A 25,653-nucleotide genomic window follows, 5' to 3' on the forward strand; every position below is an offset into this window, starting at 1 on the left:
ACCCTGTTAGCCGGCGTGAAGCTCCCGGTGCGCCTGCGCGAGCTCGCGGTAGTGGGCGGCGTTGCGCTTCACGCCGTCGAACTCCTCGTCGGTGAGTTCACGGCGGACCTTCGCCGGGACGCCGGCCACCAATGACCGGGGCGGGATGACGGTTCCTTCAAGGACCACGGCGCCGGCGGCCACCAGGGAGCCGGCGCCGATCACCGCACCGTTCAGGATGGTGGCGCTCATGCCGATGAGGCAGTCGTCCTCGACCGTGCAGCCGTGCACCACGGCACTGTGGCCGACGCTGACGCGGGCCCCGACGCTGCACGGGAATCCCGGGTCGGCATGCAGCACAACATTGTCCTGCAGGTTGCTGCCCTCACCAACGGTGATGGCGGCGGTGTCGGCCCGCACGGAGACACCGTAGAACGCGCTGGCGTCCGCGGCGAGGGTGGCTTTGCCGATCACGGAGGCGCTGGGGGCGACGAAGACTGATGGGTGGACGTCCGGGCTGGTGCCGGCGAAAGGATAAAGAGGAGCCATGTGCCCAGCCTAGGACACTGCTCGCGCCGGCCTTCGGAAGCAGGCTCCACAGGCGGGCTTTGTGACCTAGTGACGCCGCCGACGGGTCTCACTACCATTGGGGCCATGGAACTACGGGATTTTGGCCCGTCAGGGCTGCAGCTGCAAGGACTTCACCTGCGGCCGGACGGTGGCGGAGTGCCCGGCCGGTTCCGCCGGCTGATGCGGCGGATTGAGCAGCTGGAGGCCCTTGACCCGGCTGTCCGTGCGGTCGAGCCGCCGGCTGGCCGGCTGGTCCGCAACCGGCGTCTTCGCAGCTTCCTGCACGGCGATGCAACCGGAATACCGCTGCACGGCATCCTGACCGACGCACCATTCGGCGCATGGTTCATGGCCATGTACCTGGACCTGTACTCCGACCCCGGGACGCAGCGGGCGGCCACCCGGCTGGTGGGCCTTGGCGTTCTGGCCGCGGCGCCCACCGCACTGACCGGATGGGCCGAGTGGGCGTTGGCCGGCCGCGGAACGAAGCGGGTTGGCATCGTCCATGCCGGTTTGAATGGTGCGGCCGTGCTGATTTTCGCCGGGTCCTGGGCCGCGCGGCTCCGGGGCCGCCGCAAGCTCGGCGTCGGCCTGGCGCGCGTCGGGGCTCTCGTCTTAGTGGCGAGCGCTTTGCTGGGCGGATATATGGGCAGCGCCCGCCGGGGAGCGTAGACCCTCCCCGCTTCCCCAACTGACTCGCACTTAACGTCGTCAATCGCGGGTTCCGCGACGTTAAGTGCCAGTCAGTTGGGTCAGGGCGGGGGAGTGCGGAGGACCAGGAACTGGTAATGCTGCGTCCAGTGGCCGGCACCCGGCCCGGACTCCGCGCCCGTGCCTTCCGGCCACGTCACGAATTCCTCAACGTCGCCGTGCCGGCCGAAGATCCGTTGGAGCGCCGCGTCGCTGCGGCGGCTGAAAAAGCGCGGCGGCTGGATCTCGTCTTCGGGGTTGAGGACTTCTTCATCGTCACCGGACCAGAGCCCGACGGCGATCGGCGCCCCCGGCGCGGCCACCCGCACGAGTTCACGGACGACGTCGTCGATGTCCTTGTTGGGGATGTGCAGCAGCGTGCTCATGGTCCACAGTGCCGGGAAAACGCCGTCGGCGAAGGGCAGGCTCCGCACACTCGCGACCGAGACATTCAGCCCCTTGGACGTAGCCAGCCGCACTTGTTCCTCGGACAGGTCCACACCCGTGTAATGGACGCCGGCCTGGACGAACTTGAGGCCGTCGAGGCCCCCGCCGGAGCCGATTTCCAGTACGGCGTGCCTGCCTTCGGCCTTCAACCGGGCGATGAACCGTTCCCGCTGCTGCACCCGCTGCGGAGTCAGGGGATGCTCCGGATGAAGGAGGGCACGCTGGTTGTAGAACGCGGCCAGCCGGTCCTCGCCGCTGAGCCCCAGGGCTCCGGAGTCCTCCACGGCCGGCGCCACCTCCTGCCCGGACCCTAGTTGAAGACGACGGTGCGGTTGCCGTCCAGCAGCACGCGGTGCTCGGCGTGCCACTGGACGGCCTGGGCCAGGGTGCGGCCTTCCACATCGCGGCCCATCTGCACGAACTGTTCCGCGGTGCGGCGGTGGTCCACGCGGATTACTTCCTGTTCGATGATGGGCCCTTCGTCCAGGGCGGCCGTGACGTAGTGCGCCGTGGCGCCGATCAGCTTGACGCCGCGGGCATGGGCCTGGTGATACGGCCTGGCACCCTTAAAGGACGGCAGGAAGGAGTGGTGGATGTTGATGGCCTTGCCGGTGAGCTCCGTGCAGAGCTCGTTGGACAGGATCTGCATGTAGCGGGCCAGGACGGTCAGCTCGATGTCCTGCTCCGCAATGATCTTGCGCAGCTGGTCCTCTGCCTGGACCTTGGTGTCCGCAGTGACCGGGATGTAGTGGAAGGGAATGCCGTAGAACTCCGCCAGCCCGGCCAGGTCCTGGTGGTTGGACACGATGGCGGGGATCTCGATGGGCAGCGTGCCGGAGCGCTGCAGGAACAGGAGGTCGTTGAGGCAGTGCGCCGACTTGCTCGCCATCAGCAGCGTGCGGACCTTCCGGCCGGCGGGGTTGAGGCTCCACTGCATGCCGAAGGCCTCCGTCACGGGCTGCAGCGCGGCGTGGACTTCTGCCTGCGACGCGTCCGTGGTGGCTTCGACGCGCATGAAGAACGTGCCGGTTGCGTGGCTTCCATACTGCTGCGAGTCCGTAATATTGCAGCCGGCCACGAGCAAAGCTCCCGCCACGGCATGCACGATACCGGGCCGGTCCGGGCAGGAGAGGGTCAGAACATAAGCGGAGGTCAGCTGGTCTTCAGTCACGAATAACAGCCTACCCGCGCCGGAGGCAGCGCTCTCAACGCGATTCGGACAGGACTCGGACGGGATTCACGCGGGATTCCGACGGGATTCGGAAAGGTTTTGATAGGCTTATCCGGTCGCAACTGGCGTTGGATGGCTAACCATCAGGGAGCGGCATTGACGAAGACCACGGATCGTACGCCTGGGCCGAGGGTCATGTTTTGCCGGCCGGCAGTTTAACCACTGCCGTTCCTCTGCGATGTCCTGCCCTCAAGCGGGTTGCCCTCACCGGGTTTCCCCGTAATCAAGGGGCCGGGCAACGTCACAGCCGGTAGCCTGACCTTAGCAGCGCCCATCCCTAGCCAGGAGTTATTCGTGACTACTTCTCCGACTTCCGTTAGCACTTCCTCCACCGTCAGCAACCTGCCGTTGGCGGAGCTCGACCCCGAGATCGCCGCAGTACTGGACCAGGAGCTTGGCCGCCAGCGCGGCACCCTGGAAATGATCGCCTCGGAAAACTTCGCCCCGCGCGCCGTCATGGAAGCCCAGGGCTCCGTCCTGACCAACAAGTACGCCGAGGGTTACCCGGGCCGCCGCTATTACGGCGGCTGCGAATACGTGGACATCGCTGAGCAGTTGGCGATTGACCGCGTCAAGGACCTGTTCGGCGCAGAGTACGCCAACGTCCAGCCGCACTCCGGCGCCCAGGCCAACGCCGCCGCACTGTCCGCCATGATCACCCCCGGCGACAAGATCCTGGGCCTGTCCCTGGCTCACGGCGGCCACCTGACGCACGGCATGAAGCTCAACTTCTCCGGCAAGCTCTACAGCGTGGCTGCCTACCAGGTGGAGCAGGACAACTTCCGCATCGACATGGACAAGCTCCGCGAGCAGGCCATGGCCGAGAAGCCGCAGGTGATCATCGCCGGCTGGTCCGCCTACCCGCGCCACCTGGACTTCGCAGCCTTCCGCTCGATCGCCGATGAAGTCGGCGCGCTGCTCTGGACCGACATGGCCCACTTCGCCGGCCTGGTGGCCGCGGGCCTGCACCCGAGCCCGGTGCCGCACTCCGACGTCGTCACCTCCACGGTGCACAAGACCCTCGCAGGCCCCCGCTCCGGTGTGATCCTGGCCAAGCAGGAATGGGCCAAGAAGCTCAACTCCAACGTCTTCCCCGGCCAGCAGGGCGGACCGCTCATGCACGTCATCGCCGCAAAGGCCGTTGCCTTCAAGATCGCCGGCACCGCTGAGTTCAAGGAGCGCCAGGAGCGCGTCCTCGAGGGCGCCAAGATCATCGCCGACCGCCTGAACCAGGCTGACGTCGCAGAAGCCGGTGTCTCCGTGCTCACCGGCGGCACCGATGTGCACCTGGTCCTGGTGGACCTGCGCAACTCGCAGCTGGACGGCCAGCAGGCCGAGGACCTCCTGCACTCCGTGGGAATCACCGTGAACCGCAACGCTGTTCCGTTCGACCCGCGCCCGCCGATGGTCACCTCCGGGCTGCGCATCGGTACCCCGGCACTGGCCACCCGCGGCTTCGGCGCCGAGGAATTCACCGAGGTGGCCGAGATCATCGCCACCGCCCTGAAGGCCGGCTCCGCCACCGACATCGAGGCCCTGCAGGCCCGCGTGGACAAGCTCGCCGCCGACTTCCCGCTCTACCCGCAGCACGAACAGTGGTGAACCCGTCCATGGCGCAGACCGCGAAAATCCTTGACGGCAAGGCAGCTGCAGCTGCGATCAAATCCGAGCTGACCGAGCGTGTCGCGGCACTGAAGGCCCGCGGCGTCACCCCGGGCATTGCCACAGTGCTCGTTGGCGCGGACCCTGCCTCGCAGCTGTACGTGTCTATGAAGCACAAGCAATCTGTGGAGATCGGGATGAACTCGATCCAGCGTGAGCTTCCGGCCGATGCGACCCAGGCCCAGGTTGAGGACCTCATTGATGAACTCAATGCGGACCCCGCCTGCCATGGGTACATCGTGCAGCTGCCACTGCCCAAGCACCTGGATACCGACGCAATCCTCGAGCGGATCGACCCCGCCAAAGATGCAGACGGCCTGCACCCGACCAACCTCGGCAGGCTGGTGCTCAACGTCAACGGTGAGATCACCTCGCCGCTGCCATGCACGCCCCGCGGCGTCATTGAGCTCCTGGAACGCAACGGCTACAACCTGGCCGGCAAGCACGTTGTGGTGGTGGGCCGTGGTGTCACGATCGGCCGCACGATCGGCCTGCTGCTGACCCGGCGGGCAGTGAACGCCACCGTCACGTTGACGCACACCGGCACCGAGAACCTCTCGGAGCTGCTGCGGCTGGCGGACGTCATTGTGGGCGCGGCGGGTGCCAAGCACATCGTCAAGGCTTCGGACGTGAAGCCGGGCGCGGCGCTGCTCGACGTTGGTGTCACCCGTGAAACCGATCCCGAGACGGGCAAAAGCAAGGTCCACGGCGACATCGATCCCGCAGCTGCCGAGGTGGCCGGCTGGATCTCGCCGAACCCCGGCGGCGTGGGTCCCATGACCGTGGCCCTGCTGATGACCAACGTGGTCGAAGCCGCGGAACGCAAAGCGGCGGCGGAACGCCACGCCGGCGTCGCCTAAGCTACACGGAATGCAGACAGGGCGCCTACTCCCGCGGGAGTAGGCGCCCTGCGCCGTTAAGCGGACGACGCGGGTACGCCGCCGCCGCTAGGCTCGGAGTATGCCGCGCCGATTCCAAGGTCCGCCCACCGCCTTCGTGGTGATCGCCGTGGCCGTTGTCCAGGTCGTGGGCACAGTCTTCGCCGCTGCGCGGCAGCCCGACCACCGGCCCCTTGACGTGCTGGCTTTCGTGCTGCTGCTCGCCGGCCCGGCGGCGCTGTCCCTGCGCCGGCGCTGGCCCGGCGTGATGTTGCCTGCGGCTGCTGCGGCGACGATCCTCTACCTTGCCGCAGGCTACCCGTGGGGTCCTGTCCTGCTGTCCCTGGCGCTGGCCATCGTCTTCTCGGCGGCCGCCGGACGACGCTGGCAGACCTGGACCGTGGCCGGGACCTGCGCGGCGGCGCTGGCTGCCTTCTTTGTGGCCAGCGGGGACGAAGGCGCCCTGATCCGGGCCGTCGCCGGAACGTCCTGGCTGGTGATCCTGGTGCTGCTGGGGGAGGGTGCCAGGCTCCGCCACGAGCGCGTGGCCGAAAGGCGGCGGCAGCGCGAGTCCCGGGAGCAGGCCGCCCGGGACGAATACCGGCTCGCCCTGGCCCGGGATATCCATGACGTTGTGGCGCATTCCCTGTCCCTCATCAACGTCCGCGCATCAGTGGCGCTGCATCTGGGGGACCGGGACCCGGAACAGTTCCGTCCCGCCCTGGAAGCCATCAAATCGGCTAGCAAGGAGTCATTGGATGAAGTCCGCCAGCTGCTGGGCGTGCTCCGGGATGACGCGCCGCTCCGACCTGCCTCGGGTCCCGGGCTGCGGAAACTGCCCGGGCTCGCCGAGAACGCGCGGCGCACGGGACTGGACGTGAAGCTGGACATCCGGACGGATCCCGGCACCGGCGGGCCGCCCGCCGCAGCCGAAGAGGCCGCGTACCGCATCGTTCAGGAGGCCCTCACCAATGTGGTGAGGCACGCCGGAGCCCGCCGCACCGCCGTCGTGGTTGAAATTCCGGCGGTCGGACCCGACGCCGGACACCTCACCGTTACGGTCGACGACGACGGCCGCGGAGCTGCCGGGGCACCGGAAGGCAACGGGCTGCGGGGGATGCGGGAACGCGCGGCTGCGCTGGGCGGCAGCGTGCGGTTCCTGCCGCTCAACCCGGGCTGGCGGGTCCAGGCAGTGCTGCCGCTGGCCAGTCACCCCACCGATGGCGACCGGAACGGGGACCGGGCATGATCCGCATCCTGATCGCCGATGACCAGACGCTCATCCGGGCCGGATTCCGTGCACTCCTGGATGCTGAACCGGACATGGAGGTCGTGGCCGAATGCGGAACCGGCGACGACGCCGTGAGGCTGGCCGCCCGCGAGAGGCCCGACGTCGTGCTGATGGACATCCGCATGCCGCAGGGCGACGGGCTCGAGGCGACCCGCACGATCCTGGCCGACCCGGCGCTTCCCGGAACGCGGGTCATCATTCTCACCACCTTCGAACTTGACGAGTACATCGCCGAGGCTGTGCGCGCCGGTGCCGCCGGCTTCCTGGTCAAGGACACAGAACCGGAGGAACTGCTCCGAGCGGTCCGCGTGGTGCACGACGGCGACGCACTCCTGTCGCCGTCGGTGACCCGCCGGATCATGGCCCAGCTGGCCGTGCAGTCCTATGCGACGGGCAAACCGTCCGACGCCGCACTGGACCGGATTACCGAACGCGAACGGGAAGTGCTCCGGCTGGTGGGGGAGGGACTGAACAACGCGGAGATCGCCGGGCGGCTCTTCATCACGCCGCTGACCGCCAAGACCCATGTCTCCCGGATCATGACCAAGCTGCAGGTACGCGACCGCGCTCAGCTGGTGGTGCTGGCTTATGAGTCGGGGCTGGTCCGCCCCGGCTGGAGCATCTAAGGTAACCCGGCTGCCTCCCTGGGTAGTAGGGCGTACGCCGCAAGTGCCTCCCGCCGCCGGACGACGGCGCAGCGCGCCGAAACCAGACTTGAAGCGGAGCCGAAATCCGGCTCGCAGAGAGAGTCTGGAGCTGACATGCTGACTGCAATTAGCACTGCTTTTGGGACCGTCCCCGCCCACGCGCCGTGGTACGACGGCGGCTTCTCACCTTGGTTCCTGCTGTTCCCGCTGTTCTGGATCCTGGTGATAGGCCTGCTAATCTTCGTTGCCCGGCGCACTTGGCGGACTAACCACCGCTGGGCTGCCCGGCAGGGCGGCGAAGGGGTGCTCCGGGAACGCTACGCGCGCGGCGAAATCGATGAGACGGAGTACCGACAGCGCCTGCAGGTCCTGCGCGGCGAGGAAAAGTAGGCGGGTTCCGGCGGCCCCGATTGCGGGTCGCCGGGTCCGCGGCCGACGCGACAAAATCGAATGGATTTTTTGAGATCGAACTCTTTATTTGTTCGAACGTGCGTACTAACGTGGGGTGAGTGCCTGAACTTGTGTCCAACGAAGAACTCTCAAGCCAACAATCCCGCAGCCAGCCCCAGGGCGACCAGATGCAGTACGTCATCACCGCCGAAAACCTCACCAAGACGTACGGCGACGTCACCGCCGTCGACGGCATTTCCTTCAGCGTTCCCGCCGGTGAGGCCTTCGGCCTGCTTGGTCCCAACGGTGCCGGCAAGTCCACCACCATGAAGATGATCGGCGGCGTCTCCCAGCGCACGTCCGGAAGCCTGTCCATCATGGGGCTGGATCCGGAAAGCCACGGGCCGGAAGTCCGCGCCCACCTCGGTGTGGTGCCGCAGCAGGACAACCTCGACGAGGAACTCAGGGTCCGCGACAACCTCCTGGTCTACGGCCGCTACTTCGGACTGCCCATGAGCTACCTCCGGCCCAAGGCCGATGAGCTGCTGGAGTTCGCCCAGTTGACGGACAAGGCGAAATCCAAGGTGGACGCGCTCTCCGGCGGTATGAAGCGGCGGCTGACCATCGCGCGCTCGCTGATCAACGAACCCCGGATCCTGCTGCTGGACGAACCCACCACCGGCCTGGACCCGCAGGCCCGGCACATCCTCTGGGACAGGCTGTTCCGGCTTAAGGAGCAGGGCGTCACGCTCATCCTCACCACGCACTACATGGACGAGGCGGAACAGCTGTGCGACCGCCTCATCGTGGTGGACAAAGGGCGCATCATGGCCGAGGGCTCGCCGGCCAGCCTCATCCGCGAGTACTCCACCCGGGAAGTCCTGGAGCTTCGCTTCGGATCGGAACGCAACGCCACCATCGGCGCTGAGCTCGAAGGCATTGGCGAACGGCTGGAGACGCTTCCGGACCGGGTGCTGATTTACGCGCACGACGGCGAGGCGGCCCTGGAGCAGGTGTCGGCCCGCGGACTCCGGCCGGTCACCTCACTGGTGCGCCGGTCGTCCCTGGAGGATGTTTTCCTCCGCCTCACCGGCAGGAGCCTCGTTGACTGAGCAGCCTTCGCCGTCCGTGGCGGACGCAGGCGGCCGCGGACCTTCCGTGCTGCGCGCCCACTCGCCAGTCGTGTCAGCGGCCCGCGCCCGCCGCTGGGGAGCCTTCTACTACGCGGAGCAGGTCCTCCGCGTCATGAAGAGCTACGGCTGGACCATCGTGATGTACGGCGTGGGCCAGCCAGTGGCCTACCTGTTTGCCATGGGGGTGGGCCTGGCCACGCTGGTGGACACGAGCAGCGAAGGAGTGTTCGGCGGGGTCAGCTACCTCGCCTTCATCGCCCCGGCACTGCTGATCTCTGCGGCGGTTATGACAGCGGCCAATGAATTCACGTTCCCGGTGATGGACGGGTTCAAGTGGCGGCGGGTGTACTACGGCCCGCACGCGTCCCCGCTCACGCCTGAGCAAATCGCCGCGGGCCACATCATGGCCGTGACCCTCAGGTTCCTGCTGCAGTCGGCCATCTACTTCGCGGTGGTGGCCCTCTTCGGTGCGTCACCCAGCGGCTGGGGCTGGGTATCCGTACTGGTGGCCACGCTCGCCGGGCTCTCCTTCGGCCTTCCCCTGATGGCGTATGCCGCCTCCATCAAGGAGGACAAGGGCCAGTTTGCCATGGTGATGCGGTTCATTGTGACCCCGTTGTTCCTGTTCTCCGGAACGTTCTTCCCGCTCGATTCCCTGCCGCTCGTGGTGCGCTGGATCGGCTGGATTTCTCCGATCTGGCACGGCACTGAGCTGGGCCGTGTCTTCAGCTACGGCTATGATGAGTCGCCGTTGCTGACCATCCTGCACATCGTGTTCCTGGTAGGCCTCGCCGTGGCGGGGTGGCAGCTGACAAAACGCCAGTTCGTCAGGAGGCTGGGGCAATGAGCATTCTGTCTGAAAGTCACAACCCGGGCGGCCACAGCGTGACCGAGGCCGCGCGGAACCGCCATTTCGGGCCGATGTACTCCCGGAACGTCAGGGCTGTCATTGCCCGCGGGCTGATGGCCACGAAGAGCAGCAACTGGATGGTGATGCTGTCGGGCTTCTTCGAGCCGGTGCTGTACCTGATCTCGATGGGCGTGGGCCTGGGGGCCATCGTGGGCGCCGTCCAGGGACCCGGCGGCCAGGAGATCAGCTACGCCGCCTACATTGCGCCGGCGCTCCTGGCCGTGTCCGCGATGAACGGCGCCGTGTACGACTCCACATGGAATGTCTTCTTCAAGATGAACTTCGCCAAGCTGTACCAGGGAATGCTCTACACCTCACTGGGTCCGCTGGACGTGGCCATGGGGGAGATCTTCCTGGCATTGCTGCGGGGCCTGCTCTACGCCACCGGATTCACCGCAGTCATGGGCGTTATGGGACTGATCACCACGCCATGGGCCATCCTCATGATTCCGGCCTCGGTGCTGATCGCCTTCGGTTTCGCGAGCTTCGGCATGGGGATCACGAGCTTCATGAAGACGTTCCAGCAGATGGACTGGATCAACTTCGTGATGCTGCCGATGTTCCTCTTCAGTGCCACGTTCTACCCGCTCAGCGTCTACCCGCAGTCCATCCAGTGGCTGATCCAGGCGATGCCGCTGTGGCACGGTGTGGAACTGCTCCGGCAGATCAGTGTGGGAATCTTCACCCCTGCCACGGCCATCCACATCGGGTATTACCTGGTGATGATCGTGCTGGGGGTCATGCTCACGGCCGGCCGCCTGCGCAAGCTGTTCCTGAAATAACGTTCGCCCGGGGTGGAAGCGTCCATTTTCCTGCTCCGGCGTTTGAGACAATGGACCCATGCGAACTTTGGGTAACCCTCACTCTGCGTCCAACCCGGCCAAGGGCGGGTTCTCCATGCTGCGTATCAGCGGTCCGGGAATGATGGTGTTTGTCGTCGCCTTCGTTGTGGCCGTCATCTTTGCTGCCAACCAGAACGACGTCGTGGGCTGGGTGGTGGCGATCATCGCCGGCTTCTGGCTCGCGCTGGCAGCGTTCGTCGTCTTCAGCATCCAGAAGGCGGCCAAGAAGGCGACCGTCAAACTCAACGAAGCGCAGAACGCCTTCAATGCAGCCACCGGCCGGGCGCCGTCGTCCGGCAGCGCCGATCACGGCGGCACACGACTGGTCCGGTCTCGTAGCGAAGCCGACGAAGTCCGGGACATGAAACTGGACCATTCCTTCAAGATCGTCCAGGTCCAGGTGCGCGTCGTCGAGCAGGAACGGGCCAAGGGCGCAGCATCGGACCATGACACCATCCGCCGCGCACTGGAGACCATCGAAATCACCGCCACCAACGCCAGGGACATGATCAAGTCCTCCGGTGGCGCTGACGAACCCGTCAGCGGAACCATCATCGACTAGAGTGGAGCGGGTGATCTCGGCATTGAAGAAGGACCACCTTCGTATCGCATCAGTAAACGTCAACGGCCTCCGCGCTGCCTACCGGAACGGTATGGCGGAGTGGCTTGAGCCGCGCGAGGTGGACATCCTCTGCTTGCAGGAGGTCAGGGCACCGGACAAGATCGTCCGCGAGCTCCTGGGCGACGGCTGGTTCATCCTGCACGAGGAAGCCGAGGCCAAGGGCCGCGCGGGCGTGGCCATTGCCTCCCGCGAGGAACCGCTGGCTACCCGCTCCCACATCGGCGACGACTACTTTGCCACCGCCGGACGCTGGGTGGAGGCGGATTTCCGCGTCAGGGATGCCGCCGGTGCTGCCGCCCAGTTGACCGTAGTGAGCGCCTACGTTCACTCCGGTGAGGCCGGGACCCCGAAGCAGGACGACAAATTCCGGTTCCTGGACGTCATAACCACCCGCCTTCCGGAGCTGGCAAAGCACAGCGACCATGCCCTCGTGGTGGGTGACCTGAATGTTGGCCACACGGAGCTGGACATCAAGAACTGGAAGGGCAATGTGAAGCGCGCCGGTTTCCTCCCGGAGGAACGCGCCTACTTTGACCGCTTCTTTGGCGATGAAATCGGATGGAGGGATGTCCACAGGGGCCTGGCGGGAAACGTAGAAGGCCCCTACACCTGGTGGTCCCAGCGCGGCAAGGCCTTTGACACCGACACAGGCTGGCGCATCGACTACCACATGGCCACCCCCGCCCTCGCTGCCGCTGCAATTTCGGCAGTGGTGGACCGGGCGCCGTCATGGGACACCCGCTTCTCCGACCACGCCCCGCTGGTAGTGGACTACCAGCTCTAAGCCCGAAGGTTTTTCTCACAATGACTAGCTCGACTACCCCGGTGACCAAGAAGCGCATCCTTTCAGGTGCCAAGCCCACAGCGGACTCCCTGCATCTGGGCAACTACATTGGCGCCGTCCGCAACTGGGTTGACATGCAGGCGGAATACGACGCCGTATTCTTCATTCCCGATCTCCACGCCATCACCGTGGATTTCGAACCGGCAGAGCTGGCCAAGCGCACCCGCGTGGTGGCTGCCCAATACATTGCGGCCGGCATCGACCCGGACAAGAGCATCTTCTTCGTCCAGTCGCATGTCCCCGAGCATGCCCAGTTGGCCTGGGCGCTGAACTGCATCACCGGCTTTGGCGAAGCCTCCCGGATGACGCAGTTCAAGGACAAGACGCAGAAGTCGGGAACGGAGTCCGCAACACTGGGCCTGTTCGCCTACCCCACCCTGATGGCCGCGGACATCCTCCTGTACCAGACCGACCTCGTCCCGGTCGGCGAGGACCAGCGGCAACACCTGGAGCTGACCCGAAACCTGGCCCAGCGCTTCAACACCCGCTTTGGCCAGACCTTCACGGTGCCTGAGGCCACCATCCTCAAGGCCACCGCCAAGATCTACGACCTCCAGAGCCCGACTGCCAAGATGTCGAAAACAGGCGGCTCGCCCCACGGTTCCATCCAGCTCCTGGAGGACCCCAAGATCGCTGCGAAACGCATCAAGTCCGCCGTGACAGACACCGGCACGGAAATCCGCTTCGACGCCGAAGCCAAGCCCGGCGTCTCCAACCTGCTGACCATCTATTCGACGCTGACGGGGAAGTCCGTGGCCGATCTTGAGGCGGAATACCAGGGCAAGATGTACGGCCACCTCAAGAAGGACCTGGCCGACGTCATGGTGGACTTCATCACGCCCCTCCGGGACCGCACCAATGAACTCATGGCGGACCCGGCCGAGCTGGACAGGCTACTGGCCCAGGGCGCTGAACGTGCCCGCGAAATCGCCTCCGTGACCCTCGGCCAGGTCTACGAGCGGATGGGCTTCCTGCCGTCCCTGAGCCTTGCAGGAGTCCGCTAGCCCCATGTCGTCCGTCAGCAAAGTCACTGCAAACGAAAACTCCCCTGCATACCGCGGCGAGGGAAAATTCGTTGACGCCGATGATAACGCTGCCATGGTCCGGGGCACTGAGCCGGGTAAGCGCCAGGCCAGGACCGACGGGATGAGCGTCGGCGTCATCCTGGGGTTTCCGCCTGACATTGCCGAGGAACTGCGGCGCTGGCGGGCCTCCTTCGGGGACCCCATGGCCGGTGTCATCCCCGCGCACATCACGCTGGTCACCACCACCCCCACCAAAGACTGGGAAGCTACCCGATGCCATGTCCGCGAAATCGCGCGCAGGCAGGAGCCGTTTACCGTCACCATCGCGGGGACCGGCTCCTTCCGGCCCGTATCCCCGGTGGTCTTCCTGAAGGTTGAAGACGGTTTTGGTGACTGCGTGAAGCTGCACGAACAGCTGCAGACCGGGCCGCTGGAACGGGAACTGCCTTTTGCCTACCACCCGCATGTGACCATTGCCCACGATGTCGCGCCGGAGAGCCTGGATGAGGCCGAAACGGTGCTGAAGGATTACCGGGCCACCTTCCCTGTGGTTAGCATGGGGCTGTACGAGCATGACATCAATGGCATTTGGCAGCTACGGGAAGAACTCGACTTTGGTATCGAAACTGACCACCCCCGAGGCGCGTCCGGCTCCGACGACGCAGGCCGCGCAGGGGGCGCAGGCCGCGAATAATCCTCCGCTGCCCACGGAGCGCGCCCGGCTGAAGCTGGAAGTGAGCCGGAAGAAGGTCGACTGGAGCAAGGCACGCAGGTCCGGCGGCGGTCCCGTGGCGGGGCTGATGGCAATGTTCCAGTGGCTGCTGGCCCGGCTGAACGCCTTTCGTCCCATGCGCGCATTCCAGCACTACAACCTGCAGCACGGGCCGCTCATGGCCGCCGGCATCGGCTTCAACATGTTCTTCTCCATCACCGGCCTGCTGGCCACGGGCTTCTCCGTGGCGGGGCTGCTGCTGAGCGGCCAACCGGCGCTGCTTGACCGCATCGTCAGCAGCGTGGCGACCAGCGCGCCGGGCCTCGTGAAGGTTGACGGCGGCGACGGCCTGGTGGACCCGCAGGACCTGCTGAATCCTGCCGGCCTTGGATGGACCGCGGTGATCGCGGCCGTCGTCACCGTCGTGACCTCCCTTGGCTGGATAGCAGGTGTCCGGGAAGGCCTGCGGGGCGTGATGCAGCTCGGACCGCTGAAGATGAATCCGGTAGTCCAGAAGCTGCGGGACACCGGCACGTTGCTGCTGCTTGGCGTCGCGCTGGTGCTCAGCGCCGGCGCTTCCTTGATCTTCGGTACCGCAGCGGGATGGGTCACTGAGCAGCTGAAGTTGGATCCGGTGATGGCCTGGCCGCTGACCACGGCCATCAAGGTGGGCGTGCCGCTGGCGTTGGGCTGGGTCACCGCGCTGATCATGTTCAGGCTGGCGGCGGGACTGAAGCTTACCCGGCAGGCGCTACTCGAAGGAACCGTCCTGTCGGCCGTGGGTACCACTGTGCTGCAGATCTTCAGCACGGAGCTGCTTGCCAACGCCGGCCGTAACCCGATTCTCGCGCCGTTCGCGATCATCATCGGGCTGCTTATCTGGTTCAACCTGGTCAGCCAGGTCTACCTGGTCTCCGCGGCATGGTCCGCCATCCGGGAAGAGGACCTGAAGAACGCCCCGTCAGCCAAGGCAACTACCGGGTGGGGTTCGCGCCAGGTCCAGCCGGGAAAGACTCCGGTGGAGCGGGAACGCAAGGGCCTGGCTATCGGCCGGCGTCGAGGTACTGATCGGCCCACGCGGAAATAATCTTCGCCGCACGGGCGGCCTGGCCCTTGCCGGTCAGCAGGTGGTCGCTGCCTTCCAGGGAGACGAAGCTGCGCGGGTGCCGGGCCGTCTGGAAGATGGTGCTGGCGTTCTCGATCCCCACGGTGTTGTCCGTGGGGGAGTGCAGCACCATCAGGGGTTTGTGCAACTGCTTGATGCAGTCCGTCAGGTCCGCGTTCTCCAGGTCCTCGACGAAGTGCCGGCGGATCTCCACGCGCTTGCCGCCGAGGTCCACTTCCGCGCTGCCTTCACTCAGGATCCGGTCCAGGGCAGCGTCAAAGACGTGGGCCACATGCTTCGGCGAGAACGGCGCCCCCACGGTGGCCACGGCGTCGAGCTCCGGAATCTCCTTGGCTGCTGCCAAAACGGCGGCACCGCCGAAGGAATGCCCCACCAGCAGCGAGACCGGCTTCCCTTCGGTCCGCATGAACTCTGCCGCCTTGACGGTGTCCGCCACCTTGTGGCTGAACGAGCCCTCGGACCAGAACCCTGCGGAATCGCCCAGGCCCAGGTTGTCGAAGCGCAGCATCCCCACGCCGTTGTCCGCCAGCGCCTTGCACATCCGGGACGCCGACGGGCTGTCCTTGCCCAGGGTGAACCCGTGCGAGAACACACCCCAGCCCTTCACCGGTCCTTCCGGGACATCGATGATGCCGGAGAGCAATTCGCCGGTGGATCCTTCGAAGCTGACTTTTTCGGAGCGGGACATGGGGGGACCCTTTCAGTTGGTGCCGGTAAACTGCCGTGAAACTACGACGGCGCCCCCACCTGAAAGGTGAGAGGCGCCGTCGTCGTACTGCTTTTGGTTCCGGTGCTGCTAGATCTTGCGGGACAGAATTGCCTGCTTGACCTCGGCAATGGCCTGCGTGACCTGGATGCCGCGGGGGCATGCCTCGGTGCAGTTGAAGGTGGTGCGGCAGCGCCACACGCCTTCCTTGTCGTTGAGGATTTCCAGGCGCATGTCGCCGGCGTCATCACGGGAATCGAAGATGAAGCGGTGGGCGTTGACGATCGCTGCCGGGCCGAAGTACTGGCCGTCGGTCCAGAACACCGGGCAGGAGGACGTGCACGCGGCGCACAGGATGCACTTGGTGGTGTCGTCGAAGCGTTCGCGGTCCTCGGCGGACTGCAGGCGTTCCTTGGTGGGCTCGTGGCCCTTGTTGATAAGGAACGGCATGACTTCACGGAAGGACTGGAAGAACGGCTCCATGTCCACGATCAGGTCCTTCTCCACCGGCAGGCCCTTGATGGGCTCGACGGTGATGGGCTTGGTCGTGTCCAGGTCCTTCAGCAGGGTCTTGCACGCGAGGCGGTTGCGGCCGTTGATGCGCATGGCATCGGAGCCGCAGACGCCGTGGGCGCAGGACCGGCGGAAGGAGACGCTGCCGTCAATTTCCCACTTGACCTTGTGCAGGGCATCCAGCACGCGGTCGGTGCCGTACATGGTCACCTTGAAGTCGTCCCAGGTGGCGTCCTCGGAAACTTCCGGGTTGTAGCGGCGCACGCGCAGGGTGACGTCGAACGTCGGAATCTCTCCGCCGCCTCCGATGTGTGCGGGCAGTTCGATCTTTGAGGCTGGCTCAGCAAGTTCGGCGGACATCTTAGTACTTCCTCACCATCGGCTCGTAGCGGGTAAAGACAACCGGTTTGGTGGCCAGGCGGATGCCGGCGATTGCCTCTGCAGAGCCGTCCGCCGGGGCGTGGTCGTCCTTGTACGCCATGGAGTGCTTCATGAATTTTTCGTCGTCACGTTCCGGGAAATCCTCGCGGAAGTGTCCGCCGCGGGACTCTTCACGGTGCAGGGCAGCAACCGTCATGACCTTGGCCAGTTCCAGCAGGAAGCCCAGCTCAACGGCCTCGAGGAGGTCCAGGTTGAAGCGCTTGCCCTTGTCCTGGACGCTGATGTTCTTGTACCGCGCCTCGAAGGACTCGATGTCCTTGAGAACCTGGTTCAGCGTGTCTGCCGTGCGGAACACCTGCATGTTGGCGTCCATGGTGTCCTGGAGTTCCTTGCGGATCACGGCCACCTTTTCGTCGCCGGTGCCGTTGCGGGCGATGTCCAGCAGTTCGATGGTGTACGCCTCCGGGTCCGCTGGGAGCTCCACGAAGTCAGCTGTCTTGGCGTACTCCGCAGCGGCGATGCCGGCGCGCTTGCCGAACACGTTGATGTCCAGCAGCGAGTTGGTGCCCAGGCGGTTGGAGCCGTGGACCGAAACACAGGCCACTTCACCGGCCGCGTAGAGGCCCGGCACCACGGTGTCGTTGTCCTGTAGGACCTCGGTGGTGATGTTCGTGGGGATGCCGCCCATGGCGTAGTGGGCCGTCGGGAACACCGGAACCGGCTCCGTGTACGGCTCCACACCCAGGTAGGTGCGGGCAAACTCGGTGATGTCCGGCAGCTTGGCGTCGATGTGCGCCGGCTCGAGGTGGGTCAGGTCAAGGAGTACGTAGTCCTTGTTGGGTCCACAGCCGCGGCCTTCGCGGACTTCGTTGGCCATGGAGCGGGCCACGATGTCACGGGGTGCGAGGTCCTTGATGGTGGGGGCATAGCGCTCCATGAAGCGTTCACCCTCGGAGTTGCGCAGGATGGCGCCTTCGCCGCGGGCTGCTTCAGAGAGCAGGATGCCCAACCCGGCAAGGCCGGTCGGGTGGAACTGGAAGAACTCCATGTCTTCCAGCGGGATGCCGCGACGGAACGCGATACCCATGCCGTCGCCGGTCAGGGTGTGCGCGTTGGAGGTGGTCTTGAAGACCTTTCCTGCGCCGCCGGAGGCGAACACCACGGACTTGGCCTGGAACACGTGCAGTTCACCGGAAGCAAGGTCGTAGGACACGACGCCCGCAACACGCTTCTGCTTGTAGGGCGTGCCGTCTTCGCGGACCGCGTCCTCTTCGACCGTCAGGAGGTCCAGGACGTAGTACTCGTTGTAGAACTCCACGTTGTGCTTGACGCAGTTTTGGTACAGGGTCTGCAGAATCATGTGGCCCGTGCGGTCAGCCGCATAGCAGGCCCGGCGGACCGGAGCCTTGCCGTGGTCACGGGTGTGGCCGCCGAAGCGGCGCTGGTCAATCCGTCCTTCCGGCGTGCGGTTGAACGGCAGACCCATCTTCTCCAGGTCCAGCACGGCGTCGATGGCTTCCTTCGCCATGACCTCGGCCGCGTCCTGGTCCACCAGGTAGTCGCCGCCCTTAATCGTGTCGAACGTGTGCCACTCCCAGTTGTCTTCCTCGACATTGGCCAGTGCCGCACACATGCCACCCTGCGCCGCACCGGTGTGCGAGCGGGTGGGGTAGAGCTTGGTCAGTACTGCTGTGCGCGCGCGCTGACCGGATTCGATCGCGGCGCGCATGCCAGCGCCACCGGCACCGACGATGACGACGTCGTACTTATGGACCTGCATACCAGATGCTCTTTCTCTCAAAATTCGCTATAAAACCACGGGCGGGCGGAGCCCGCACCGTAAAACCGTTGACCCGCTCAGCGCGGGCACAGCTGATCCCCCGGAAGGGAAGGTGCCGCTAGGCTGCGGGGCAGAAGCCGCCGGGCAGCGGTACGCCGTTGACGTCCACCGGGCACGGGTTGAAGGTGAAGATCACCAGGGTGCCCAGGATGATGATGACGGTTGTTGCGGCGTAGAGGACGATCTTCAGCCAGAAGCGGGTGGAGTCCTTCTCGGCGTAGTCGTTGATGATGGTGCGGACGCCGTTGGTGCCGTGCAGCATGGCCAGCCAGAGCATGGCCAGGTCCCAGAACTGCCAGAAGGGATCGGCCCACTTGCCGGCCACGAAACCGAAGTCGATGGCGTGGATGCCTTCGCCCACCAGGAGGTTAACGAAAAGGTGCCCGAAGATCAGGACCACCAGGACAACGCCTGAAAGCCGCATGAACAGCCAGGCCGCCATTTCGAAGTTGCCCCTGGAGGCACCGCTGCGGCGGTACTTGGGGGCAATCAATCCTGCGCCCGGCTTCCCGCCGTCTTTTCCGCTGCGGGGACTCTGAATGGTTGCAGTCATGGCTTAGTGACCTCCGAAGGCGAGGGAAAGGTGGCGGATGGAGAAGCCCACCATGACGATGACCCAGAGGATCAGGACCGTCCACAGCATCTGGCGCTGGTACTTCGCGCCCTTCTTCCAGAAGTCGACGGCGATGATCCGAAGGCCGTTGAAGGCGTGGAAAACAATCGCTGCGACGAGGCCCGTTTCACCCAGGGCCATCAGGGGGTTCTTGTAGGCGCCGATCACGGCGGTGTATGCCTCTGGGGACACGCGCACCAATGAGGTGTCCAGCACATGGACCAACAAGAAGAAAAAAATCACTACACCGGTAATGCGGTGTCCAACCCAGGACCACATGCCTTCACGGCCGCGGTACAAGGTGCCAGCTGGTTTTGTCGGCACTGAATAAACCTCCCTGCAACACAGCGGCGCTGGCATGGGATCCACGCGGGGGGAACGCCTGCTGCGAGAGCACTCGTAAGCTCAAGCCTAAATCTAGGCTTCGCTCACAGCTTATTCAATTCAGGAACTCCTAGGTGACGCCTCCCCGCGCGGTTTTTGCGCATTTTTGAGACGAACGCCACATTATGGCCGTCGGCGGGGCGCGGAGGGGCGGCATCTGCCGGTATCCGCGTGGTGGTCGGCTAAAGTAGGCCTTGATGACTACAGACATAGTGACAAGCCGGAATTCACCGCTGGACCGTTTTATTGCGGTAATTCCTGCAGGCGGAGTGGGGACCCGCCTCTGGCCCCTGTCACGTGCAGCAGCCCCGAAATTTCTTCACGACCTCACCGGTTCAGGCAGCACGCTGTTGCGGGCCACCTACGACCGCCTGGAGCCGCTTGCCGGCAAAGGCGTGCTGGTTGTTACCGGCGTGGCCCACCGGAGCGCGGTGTGCGGCCAGCTTCCCGAGGTCCAGGAATCCAACCTCGTGCTGGAAAGCGAGCCCAAGGACTCCGGCGCGGCCATCGGCCTCGCGGCAGCCATCCTGTACCAGCGGGACCCGGAGACCATCATGGGGTCCTTCGCCGCGGACCAGGTGATCAGCCCGGACGACCTCTTCCAGGACGCCGTGCGTGAGGCCATCTACACGGCGGCGTCCGGCAAGATCGTCACCATCGGCATCAAGCCCACGCACCCGTCCACCGGGTTCGGCTATATCCGTGCGGGCCAGAAGCTGTCCATCGAGAACGCCCCGAGCGCGCAGGCCGTGGTGGAGTTTGTCGAAAAGCCCAGCGAGGAAGTCGCCCAGCAGTATGTCGACAGCGGAGAGTACGTCTGGAACGCGGGCATGTTCGTCGCGCCCGTGTCACTCATGCTGAAACACCTCGAAGAAAACCAGCCGGAACTCTTCAAGGGACTCACGGAGATCGCACAGGCCTGGGACACTGACGAACGCGACGAGGTCACGGCCCGCATCTGGCCCACGCTTCCGAAGATCGCCATCGACTACGCGGTGGCGGAGCCTGCCGCGGCGGCCGGGGACGTCGCCGTCGTGCCTGGCATTTTCCGTTGGGACGACGTCGGGGACTTTGCCTCCGTGGGCCGGCTTAACAGTGCCAGGGAAGTGGACGATGTCACAGTCCTCGGCGAAGGTGCCCGCGTCTTTACCGAAAACGCCAGCGGCGTGGTTGTCACGGACACCAAACGCGTTATTGCACTGATCGGCATCAAGGACGTCGTCATTGTTGACACGCCGGATGCCCTGCTGGTCACCACTATGGCGAACTCCCAGCGGGTTAAAGCCGCCGTGGACGCGCTCAAGGCCAGCGGCGACACCGACGTCCTCTAACTCGGACCCGGCCCAGGCCTTCCCCACCGCGGGAAAGCCTGGGCTGAGCCGTTTCCGGCGCCGGGAGCCGGCTCCCGGATCCGTAACCTCCGACACTGATGCTGGTATTCGGAGCAGCCTCGCTAGAGTTGTTTCGTGCGCAATTACACTACTGAAACCGAGCCCACCGCCCTCGTGGGGCCGTGGCTGGAGCCGCTGCTGCCGGAACTGATCGATTTCCGCCGTGACCTCCATGCGCATCCGGAGCTGTCCTTCAAGGAGTTCCGGACCACGAACAAGTTGGCGGACCGGCTCGAAGCGGCAGGGCTCAAACCTCGCCGGCTCGAAGGCACAGGCCTCACGGTCGACGTCGGTGAGGGCCCTATTGCCACGGCACTCCGCGGCGATATCGATGCCCTCCCCATCATCGAGGAAACAGGGCTGCCGTTTGCGTCCAAGAACCACGGCGTCACCCACGCCTGCGGCCACGACGTCCACACCACCACCATGCTCGGTATCGCGCTGGTGCTGCACCGCATGCACCAGGAATCCCCGCTGGGCGGCACGGTCCGGATCATTTTCCAGCCCGCCGAGGAAACCATGCCCGGCGGAGCGCATTCCTGCATCGAACAGGGCGTGCTCGAGGGCGTGCCGCGCATCCTGGCCCTGCACTGCGACCCGCGAATCGACGTGGGCAAGATCGGCACCCGGATCGGTGCCATCACGTCAGCCTCGGACACCATCAGGATCGAGCTTTCCGGACGCGGCGGCCACACCTCCCGGCCGCATCTGACCGAGGACCTCGTGTTCGCGCTGGCGCAGATCGCCGTCAACGTTCCGGCCGTTCTGTCACGCCGGGTGGATGTCCGTAGCGGCGTCTCCGTCGTTTGGGGGCACATCTCGGCCGGCTCGGCACCCAATGCCATTCCCGGCACCGGCTACATGGCAGGGACCATGCGGTGCCTGGACCGCGACGCCTGGCACAGCGCCGGGGAACTCCTGGATGAAGTGGTCCACCAAGTGGCGGCGCCCTACAACGTGGACGTCCGGCTGGAGCACACCCGCGGTGTTCCGCCGGTAGTCAACTCCGAGCATGAAACCGCGCTCATCGAAGCGGCAGCCCGCGCCGAAATCGCCGAAAGCGCCGTCGTGCTCACGCCCCAGTCCATGGGCGGAGAGGATTTCGCCTGGTTCCTGGCCGAGCTTCCCGGCGCGATGATGCGGCTTGGCACCAAAACGCCCGGCGGTGAGGAATACGACCTTCACCGGGGTGACTACATCCTCGACGAGCGTGCACTGGGCTACGGCATCCAGGTCCTGACCGCCGCAGCGCTCCGCACCATCCGCGACCTCTAAATCCGCACCCCCGAAGCGCGAACGGACACTTAAGCCCCCCCGCCCCGCAGCCCGAACGGACAGTTAAGGCCCCCGACCCGGGGCCTCAACTGTCCGTTCGCGCTTCTGCGGGGCCGGAAGTGCCAGTTCGCGCTCTCTTTCGGCGCGGATGAGTTGTGCACAATCTAATTGTGCGATATCGTTTCATCCATGACCGACGCTCCCAGACTCAACGCCCCCCGCTTGAACCGGCAGGTGTGCTTCGCCCTGTACTCCGCGTCGAAGGCGGCCACTGCCGTGTACCGGCCCATGCTGGACCAGCTGGGCCTGACCTATCCGCAGTATTTGGTCATGCTGGTCCTCTGGGAGGACCAGCCCCGCAGTGTCAGGGAACTGGGGGAGGAGCTGGGCCTGGACTCAGGCACCCTGTCCCCGCTGCTGAAGAGGCTTGAGTCGCTGGGACTGGTGGAGCGCAGGCGTTCCACCGAGGACGAGCGGCGGGTGGAGGTCTTCCTGACGGACTCCGGCGCTGCGCTCAGCGCCCGGGCCAACGCCATTCCCCAGCAGCTCGCAGACGCCGCCGGCCTGTCCGCGGCAGAGCTCGACCAGCTCCGGGAGACCCTGGGCCGGCTTACGGCCGCGCTCCATTCCTCCGCTTGACCCCAGCTTGAACCCAGCTTGAACCCCGGCGGAGCGCCCATCTAGACACCGGCCGGAAATTTTCATCCCAATAGAACGGAACCACGTGAAGACTCTTTACACAGCTGAAGCACTCGCCTCGGGCGAAGGGCGGGACGGGAACGCCCGCACCAAGGACGGCAGGCTTGATGTCACCTTGGCCAGCCCGGTGGAACTGGGCGGCAACGGCCAGGGCACCAACCCCGAACAGCTCTTTGCCGCTGGCTATGCCGCGTGCTTCCACTCCGCCCTGCGACTGGTGGGCCGGAAGGAAAAGGCCGACCTCACGGATTCCGCGGTGGCAGCCAAGATCCACTTCGGCGCGCTCGAGGACGGCGTGGGCTATGGCCTGGCCGCTGAGCTCGAAATCGCCCTGCCTGCGCTGGACCTGGCGACGGCGGAGGCCCTCGTGGCCAAGGCACACCAGATCTGCCCTTACTCGAATGCCACCCGCGGCAACATCAACGTCGACATCAAGATCCTGGAGGTGGCCGCATGAGCGCCAACACCGCAACCCTTCCCCGCACCACCCGCGAAATCCAGCTGGCGTCCCGTCCGCACGGCCGCCCCGTCCCGGAAAACTTCCGCCTGGCCGAGTCCGACCTTCCGGAACTGCAGGACGGCCAGGTGCTGGTCCGCAACCAGTTCATCTCCGTCGACCCCTACATGCGCGGCCGCATGAACGACGTCAAGTCGTATTCGGCACCGTTTGCGCTTGATGCAGCGCTCGACGGCGGCGCCGTCGGTGAGGTGATCGCGACCCGATCGGATGAACGCAAGGTGGGGGACGTCGTCGTGCATTCCCTCGGCTGGCGCGAATACGCCGTACTGGACGCCGCCGCCACGTCCCTGGCGCGCACCGACCTGGCCCAGGCATCAGCGTTCCTTGGCGCCCTGGGCATGACAGGCCTGACGGCATATGCAGGCCTCCTGAAAGTCGCGGAGTTCAAGCCCGGAGAGGTGGTCTTCGTTTCGGGGGCAGCAGGTGCCGTCGGATCGCTCGTGGGGCAGATCGCCAAGGCGATGGGTGCTTCCCGGGTTATTGGCAGCGCAGGGTCGCCGGAAAAGGTGGCGCGCCTGCTGGAGCTTGGCTTCGACGCCGCGTTTAACTACAACGACGGCCCGGTCGCCGCGCAGCTCGCGGCAGCAGCCGGGGAGCGCGGGATTGACGTGTACTTCGACAACGTCGGCGGCGAACACCTGGAAGCGGCGCTGTCCGCGCTCACGGTCGGCGGCCGCGTGGCCATGTGCGGCGCCATTGCGCAGTACAACTCGACGGAACCGACACCCGCTCCCCGGAACCTCATGCTGGCCATCGGCAAGCAGCTCACGCTCAAAGGATTCCTTGTCGGCGGCTATTGGCAGCACATGGCCGAGTTCGTGGGGACCGTGTCCGCCTGGGTGGCTGACGGTACCGTCCGCTACGACGAAACGGTAGTGGACGGCCTCGAAAACGCCCCGCAGGCCTTCATGGACCTCCTCGACGGCGCCAACACCGGGAAGATGCTGGTCCGGCTCTAGGAAATGGACATGACTTGCGGTAGCGGCTACCGGTAGGTAACAAGTTCTCAACGATCTCCGCGTCCGGGTGCCCCTGTGGTACCCGGACGTGTTCCAGGCCACTAAAGTAACTGTCATCAGTGCGCCTCGGCGCAGTGCTGCGAACCCATCAGTGAAAACAGAATTTCAGTGTGGAGCATTCGAAACGGACACTCATTGAACACCCGTCGTAGCGCCTATCTCTTTGTTCCTGGAGGAAAATTGAAGAACTCACTGCGTGCAACCCTCAAGCGCGGTTCAATGACCGGCGTCGCCACCGCCGGGGCGGCAGCTCTCCTGCTGACCGGCTGCGGGGCTGCCCCGGAAGCCGGCAGCACCGCAAGCGCCACTGCAAGTGACTACACGGGCTGCATCGTGTCCGACTCCGGCGGATTCGACGACCAGTCGTTCAACCAGTCCTCCTATGAAGGCCTCAAGAAGGCTGAGAAGGACCTCGGGATCAAGGTCAACCAGGTCGAATCAAAGACCAACAACGACTTCGAGCCGAACCTCCGCGCTATGGTCACCGCAGGCTGCGACCTGACCGTGACCGTCGGCTTCCTCCTCGGCGACGCCACCAAGGCGCAGGCAACGGCCAACCCGGACAGCCACTTCGCCATCATCGACTTCGGCTACGACACCCCCATCAGCAACGTCAAGCCGATCATCTACGACACCGCCCAGGCCGCCTTCCTCGCCGGGTACCTGGCTGCGGGCTCCACCAAGACCGGAACGGTGGCCACCTTCGGCGGCATTAAGATCCCCACCGTCACCATCTTCATGGACGGCTACGCCGATGGCGTCAAGTACTACACCGAGAAAAAGGGCAAGGACGTCAAGGTCCTTGGCTGGGACAAGGCCAAGCAGGACGGCAGCTTCACCGGTGACTTCGAAAAGCAGGACAAGGGCAAGCAGCTGACCCAGAACTTCCTGGACCAGGGCGCCGACATCGTGATGCCCGTTGCCGGCCCCGTGGGCAAGGGCGCAGGCGCCGCGCTGAAGGAAGCAAAGGCCGCAGGCAAGGACGTCAAGCTCATCTGGGTCGACTCGGACGGCTTCCTGACCGCTCCGGATTACAAGGAGCTCATGCTCTCCTCCGTCATGAAGCAGATGGGTGAGGCAGTTGAGACTGTTGTAAAGGAAGACAAGGACGGCAAGTTCACCAACACGCCATACGTCGGCACGCTCGCCAACGACGGCGTCCAGCTGGCTCCGTTCCACGCCCTGGAGTCCCAGGTTCCCGCGGAGCTGAAGTCTGAACTGGACCAGATCAAGAAGGACATCGTTGACGGCAAGCTGAAGGTCGAGTCGGCAGCGAGCCCGAAGGCCTAACTTCCTACGCAAAGCGCCACCAC

General features: G+C 65.3%; 28 protein-coding genes. 20 read left to right on the forward strand and 8 right to left on the reverse strand.

The features are described 5' to 3' along the window. Positions 1 to 6 precede the first annotated feature (6 nt). The gene (locus tag ACSQ1X_RS05795; protein ID WP_055804202.1) at positions 7 to 528 is read right to left on the reverse strand and encodes a gamma carbonic anhydrase family protein; all 522 of its coding nucleotides are present in this window, start codon (positions 526 to 528) and stop codon (positions 7 to 9) included. A gap of 105 nt (positions 529 to 633) precedes the next feature. On the opposite strand from ACSQ1X_RS05795, the gene ACSQ1X_RS05800 reads away from it, so the two are divergent. Continuing rightward, a complete protein-coding gene (locus tag ACSQ1X_RS05800; protein WP_436056995.1) occupies positions 634 to 1,221 on the forward strand; it encodes a DUF2231 domain-containing protein in 588 nt (195 codons plus the stop codon). Between the two features lie 80 nt (positions 1,222 to 1,301). Here the strand turns inward: ACSQ1X_RS05800 and ACSQ1X_RS05805 are convergent, their stop codons facing one another. Further along, positions 1,302 to 1,970: a class I SAM-dependent methyltransferase gene (locus tag ACSQ1X_RS05805; RefSeq protein WP_436056996.1), complete on the reverse strand. Its 669-nt coding sequence runs from the start codon at positions 1,968 to 1,970 to the stop codon at positions 1,302 to 1,304. 26 nt (positions 1,971 to 1,996) lie between these two features. After that, positions 1,997 to 2,857, reverse strand: coding sequence for a formyltetrahydrofolate deformylase (purU, locus tag ACSQ1X_RS05810; RefSeq protein WP_055804196.1), 861 nt, complete (start codon positions 2,855 to 2,857; stop codon positions 1,997 to 1,999). A gap of 354 nt (positions 2,858 to 3,211) precedes the next feature. Between purU and glyA the strand changes: the two genes are divergently transcribed. From glyA to ACSQ1X_RS05875, 13 genes are all read left to right on the forward strand, one after another. Then, entirely contained in the window at positions 3,212 to 4,519 is a 1,308-nt protein-coding gene (glyA, locus tag ACSQ1X_RS05815) for a serine hydroxymethyltransferase (protein WP_436056997.1), read from the forward strand. Positions 4,520 to 4,527: 8 nt separating this feature from the next. Next, a complete protein-coding gene (locus tag ACSQ1X_RS05820) occupies positions 4,528 to 5,439 on the forward strand; it encodes a bifunctional methylenetetrahydrofolate dehydrogenase/methenyltetrahydrofolate cyclohydrolase (RefSeq protein WP_436056998.1) in 912 nt (303 codons plus the stop codon). A gap of 100 nt (positions 5,440 to 5,539) precedes the next feature. Beyond that, the gene (locus ACSQ1X_RS05825) at positions 5,540 to 6,706 is read left to right on the forward strand and encodes a sensor histidine kinase (RefSeq protein WP_436056999.1); all 1,167 of its coding nucleotides are present in this window, start codon (positions 5,540 to 5,542) and stop codon (positions 6,704 to 6,706) included. Continuing rightward, positions 6,703 to 7,374, forward strand: coding sequence for a response regulator (locus tag ACSQ1X_RS05830; protein WP_436057000.1), 672 nt, complete (start codon positions 6,703 to 6,705; stop codon positions 7,372 to 7,374). The genes ACSQ1X_RS05825 and ACSQ1X_RS05830 overlap by 4 nt, the downstream gene beginning before the upstream one ends. Before the next feature lie 135 nt (positions 7,375 to 7,509). Continuing rightward, positions 7,510 to 7,785, forward strand: coding sequence for an SHOCT domain-containing protein (locus tag ACSQ1X_RS05835; protein WP_051628801.1), 276 nt, complete (start codon positions 7,510 to 7,512; stop codon positions 7,783 to 7,785). A gap of 188 nt (positions 7,786 to 7,973) precedes the next feature. After that, positions 7,974 to 8,897, forward strand: a complete 924-nt coding sequence (locus tag ACSQ1X_RS05840) for an ABC transporter ATP-binding protein (RefSeq protein WP_028270502.1) — start codon at positions 7,974 to 7,976, stop codon at positions 8,895 to 8,897. Next, the gene (locus ACSQ1X_RS05845) at positions 8,890 to 9,765 is read left to right on the forward strand and encodes an ABC transporter permease (RefSeq protein WP_436057001.1); all 876 of its coding nucleotides are present in this window, start codon (positions 8,890 to 8,892) and stop codon (positions 9,763 to 9,765) included. Before ACSQ1X_RS05840 ends, ACSQ1X_RS05845 begins: the two co-directional genes overlap by 8 nt. Further along, complete coding sequence (locus ACSQ1X_RS05850; RefSeq protein ID WP_436057002.1) at positions 9,762 to 10,610, forward strand: ABC transporter permease; 849 nt, start codon at positions 9,762 to 9,764, stop codon at positions 10,608 to 10,610. The genes ACSQ1X_RS05845 and ACSQ1X_RS05850 overlap by 4 nt, the downstream gene beginning before the upstream one ends. 58 nt (positions 10,611 to 10,668) lie before the next feature. Next, on the forward strand, positions 10,669 to 11,232 hold the full coding sequence (locus tag ACSQ1X_RS05855) for a hypothetical protein (RefSeq protein ID WP_055804179.1): 564 nt from the start codon (positions 10,669 to 10,671) through the stop codon (positions 11,230 to 11,232). A 10-nt stretch (positions 11,233 to 11,242) separates the two neighbouring features. Beyond that, complete coding sequence (locus tag ACSQ1X_RS05860) at positions 11,243 to 12,076, forward strand: exodeoxyribonuclease III (protein WP_436057003.1); 834 nt, start codon at positions 11,243 to 11,245, stop codon at positions 12,074 to 12,076. A gap of 20 nt (positions 12,077 to 12,096) precedes the next feature. Then, positions 12,097 to 13,140: a tryptophan--tRNA ligase gene (gene trpS / locus ACSQ1X_RS05865; protein WP_055804176.1), complete on the forward strand. Its 1,044-nt coding sequence runs from the start codon at positions 12,097 to 12,099 to the stop codon at positions 13,138 to 13,140. A 94-nt stretch (positions 13,141 to 13,234) separates the two neighbouring features. Then, positions 13,235 to 13,855, forward strand: coding sequence for a 2'-5' RNA ligase family protein (locus ACSQ1X_RS05870; protein ID WP_436059272.1), 621 nt, complete (start codon positions 13,235 to 13,237; stop codon positions 13,853 to 13,855). A gap of 106 nt (positions 13,856 to 13,961) precedes the next feature. Beyond that, complete coding sequence (locus ACSQ1X_RS05875; RefSeq protein ID WP_436059273.1) at positions 13,962 to 14,960, forward strand: YihY/virulence factor BrkB family protein; 999 nt, start codon at positions 13,962 to 13,964, stop codon at positions 14,958 to 14,960. Here the strand turns inward: ACSQ1X_RS05875 and ACSQ1X_RS05880 are convergent. The 5 genes from ACSQ1X_RS05880 to sdhC all read right to left on the reverse strand — a co-directional run bounded on the left by ACSQ1X_RS05880 (position 14,917) and on the right by sdhC (position 19,376). Continuing rightward, positions 14,917 to 15,687 (reverse strand): alpha/beta hydrolase family protein, encoded by a 771-nt coding sequence (locus ACSQ1X_RS05880; protein ID WP_436057004.1) that lies wholly within the window; start codon positions 15,685 to 15,687, stop codon positions 14,917 to 14,919. The two genes, ACSQ1X_RS05875 and ACSQ1X_RS05880, sit on opposite strands and share 44 nt — an antisense overlap. A gap of 108 nt (positions 15,688 to 15,795) precedes the next feature. Continuing rightward, entirely contained in the window at positions 15,796 to 16,578 is a 783-nt protein-coding gene (locus tag ACSQ1X_RS05885; RefSeq protein WP_028270493.1) for a succinate dehydrogenase iron-sulfur subunit, read from the reverse strand. Position 16,579: 1 nt separating this feature from the next. Beyond that, entirely contained in the window at positions 16,580 to 18,379 is a 1,800-nt protein-coding gene (sdhA, locus tag ACSQ1X_RS05890; RefSeq protein WP_436057005.1) for a succinate dehydrogenase flavoprotein subunit, read from the reverse strand. Between the two features lie 118 nt (positions 18,380 to 18,497). Then, positions 18,498 to 18,992, reverse strand: a complete 495-nt coding sequence (locus ACSQ1X_RS05895; protein WP_436057006.1) for a succinate dehydrogenase hydrophobic membrane anchor subunit — start codon at positions 18,990 to 18,992, stop codon at positions 18,498 to 18,500. Between the two features lie 3 nt (positions 18,993 to 18,995). Next, complete coding sequence (sdhC, locus tag ACSQ1X_RS05900) at positions 18,996 to 19,376, reverse strand: succinate dehydrogenase, cytochrome b556 subunit (protein WP_081818859.1); 381 nt, start codon at positions 19,374 to 19,376, stop codon at positions 18,996 to 18,998. A gap of 257 nt (positions 19,377 to 19,633) precedes the next feature. On the opposite strand from sdhC, the gene ACSQ1X_RS05905 reads away from it, so the two are divergent. From ACSQ1X_RS05905 to ACSQ1X_RS05930, 6 genes are all read left to right on the forward strand, one after another. After that, a complete protein-coding gene (locus tag ACSQ1X_RS05905; RefSeq protein ID WP_436057007.1) occupies positions 19,634 to 20,767 on the forward strand; it encodes a mannose-1-phosphate guanylyltransferase in 1,134 nt (377 codons plus the stop codon). A gap of 135 nt (positions 20,768 to 20,902) precedes the next feature. After that, positions 20,903 to 22,102, forward strand: coding sequence for an amidohydrolase (locus tag ACSQ1X_RS05910; protein WP_055804160.1), 1,200 nt, complete (start codon positions 20,903 to 20,905; stop codon positions 22,100 to 22,102). A gap of 189 nt (positions 22,103 to 22,291) precedes the next feature. Next, positions 22,292 to 22,741: a MarR family winged helix-turn-helix transcriptional regulator gene (locus tag ACSQ1X_RS05915; RefSeq protein ID WP_436057008.1), complete on the forward strand. Its 450-nt coding sequence runs from the start codon at positions 22,292 to 22,294 to the stop codon at positions 22,739 to 22,741. Between the two features lie 85 nt (positions 22,742 to 22,826). Beyond that, on the forward strand, positions 22,827 to 23,258 hold the full coding sequence (locus tag ACSQ1X_RS05920; protein ID WP_043479330.1) for an organic hydroperoxide resistance protein: 432 nt from the start codon (positions 22,827 to 22,829) through the stop codon (positions 23,256 to 23,258). After that, positions 23,255 to 24,280 carry an NADP-dependent oxidoreductase gene (locus tag ACSQ1X_RS05925; RefSeq protein ID WP_436057009.1) on the forward strand — a complete coding sequence of 342 codons (1,026 nt, stop codon included), beginning with the start codon at positions 23,255 to 23,257 and terminating at the stop codon, positions 24,278 to 24,280. Before ACSQ1X_RS05920 ends, ACSQ1X_RS05925 begins: the two co-directional genes overlap by 4 nt. 240 nt (positions 24,281 to 24,520) lie before the next feature. Beyond that, positions 24,521 to 25,630 carry a BMP family lipoprotein gene (locus ACSQ1X_RS05930; protein WP_436057010.1) on the forward strand — a complete coding sequence of 370 codons (1,110 nt, stop codon included), beginning with the start codon at positions 24,521 to 24,523 and terminating at the stop codon, positions 25,628 to 25,630. Positions 25,631 to 25,653: the final 23 nt, after the last annotated feature.

The organism is Arthrobacter sp. LjRoot78 (assembly GCF_964254335.1).
Lineage (GTDB): Bacteria > Actinomycetota > Actinomycetes > Actinomycetales > Micrococcaceae > Arthrobacter.

What these genes read in the sequence shown, in the direction of transcription:
- ACSQ1X_RS05795 (WP_055804202.1), bottom strand. Translation starts at nt 528, where the DNA reads ATGGCTCCTCTTTATCCTTTCGCCGGCACCAGCCCGGACGTCCACCCA.
- ACSQ1X_RS05800 (WP_436056995.1), top strand. Translation starts at nt 634, where the DNA reads ATGGAACTACGGGATTTTGGCCCGTCAGGGCTGCAGCTGCAAGGACTT.
- ACSQ1X_RS05820 (WP_436056998.1), top strand. Translation starts at nt 4,528, where the DNA reads ATGGCGCAGACCGCGAAAATCCTTGACGGCAAGGCAGCTGCAGCTGCG.
- ACSQ1X_RS05825 (WP_436056999.1), top strand. Translation starts at nt 5,540, where the DNA reads ATGCCGCGCCGATTCCAAGGTCCGCCCACCGCCTTCGTGGTGATCGCC.
- ACSQ1X_RS05830 (WP_436057000.1), top strand. Translation starts at nt 6,703, where the DNA reads ATGATCCGCATCCTGATCGCCGATGACCAGACGCTCATCCGGGCCGGA.
- ACSQ1X_RS05835 (WP_051628801.1), top strand. Translation starts at nt 7,510, where the DNA reads ATGCTGACTGCAATTAGCACTGCTTTTGGGACCGTCCCCGCCCACGCG.
- ACSQ1X_RS05840 (WP_028270502.1), top strand. Translation starts at nt 7,974, where the DNA reads ATGCAGTACGTCATCACCGCCGAAAACCTCACCAAGACGTACGGCGAC.
- ACSQ1X_RS05850 (WP_436057002.1), top strand. Translation starts at nt 9,762, where the DNA reads ATGAGCATTCTGTCTGAAAGTCACAACCCGGGCGGCCACAGCGTGACC.
- ACSQ1X_RS05855 (WP_055804179.1), top strand. Translation starts at nt 10,669, where the DNA reads ATGCGAACTTTGGGTAACCCTCACTCTGCGTCCAACCCGGCCAAGGGC.
- trpS (WP_055804176.1), top strand. Translation starts at nt 12,097, where the DNA reads ATGACTAGCTCGACTACCCCGGTGACCAAGAAGCGCATCCTTTCAGGT.
- ACSQ1X_RS05870 (WP_436059272.1), top strand. Translation starts at nt 13,235, where the DNA reads ATGGTCCGGGGCACTGAGCCGGGTAAGCGCCAGGCCAGGACCGACGGG.
- ACSQ1X_RS05875 (WP_436059273.1), top strand. Translation starts at nt 13,962, where the DNA reads ATGGCAATGTTCCAGTGGCTGCTGGCCCGGCTGAACGCCTTTCGTCCC.
- ACSQ1X_RS05880 (WP_436057004.1), bottom strand. Translation starts at nt 15,687, where the DNA reads ATGTCCCGCTCCGAAAAAGTCAGCTTCGAAGGATCCACCGGCGAATTG.
- ACSQ1X_RS05885 (WP_028270493.1), bottom strand. Translation starts at nt 16,578, where the DNA reads ATGTCCGCCGAACTTGCTGAGCCAGCCTCAAAGATCGAACTGCCCGCA.
- sdhA (WP_436057005.1), bottom strand. Translation starts at nt 18,379, where the DNA reads ATGCAGGTCCATAAGTACGACGTCGTCATCGTCGGTGCCGGTGGCGCT.
- ACSQ1X_RS05895 (WP_436057006.1), bottom strand. Translation starts at nt 18,992, where the DNA reads ATGACTGCAACCATTCAGAGTCCCCGCAGCGGAAAAGACGGCGGGAAG.
- ACSQ1X_RS05905 (WP_436057007.1), top strand. Translation starts at nt 19,634, where the DNA reads ATGACTACAGACATAGTGACAAGCCGGAATTCACCGCTGGACCGTTTT.
- ACSQ1X_RS05915 (WP_436057008.1), top strand. Translation starts at nt 22,292, where the DNA reads ATGACCGACGCTCCCAGACTCAACGCCCCCCGCTTGAACCGGCAGGTG.
- ACSQ1X_RS05925 (WP_436057009.1), top strand. Translation starts at nt 23,255, where the DNA reads ATGAGCGCCAACACCGCAACCCTTCCCCGCACCACCCGCGAAATCCAG.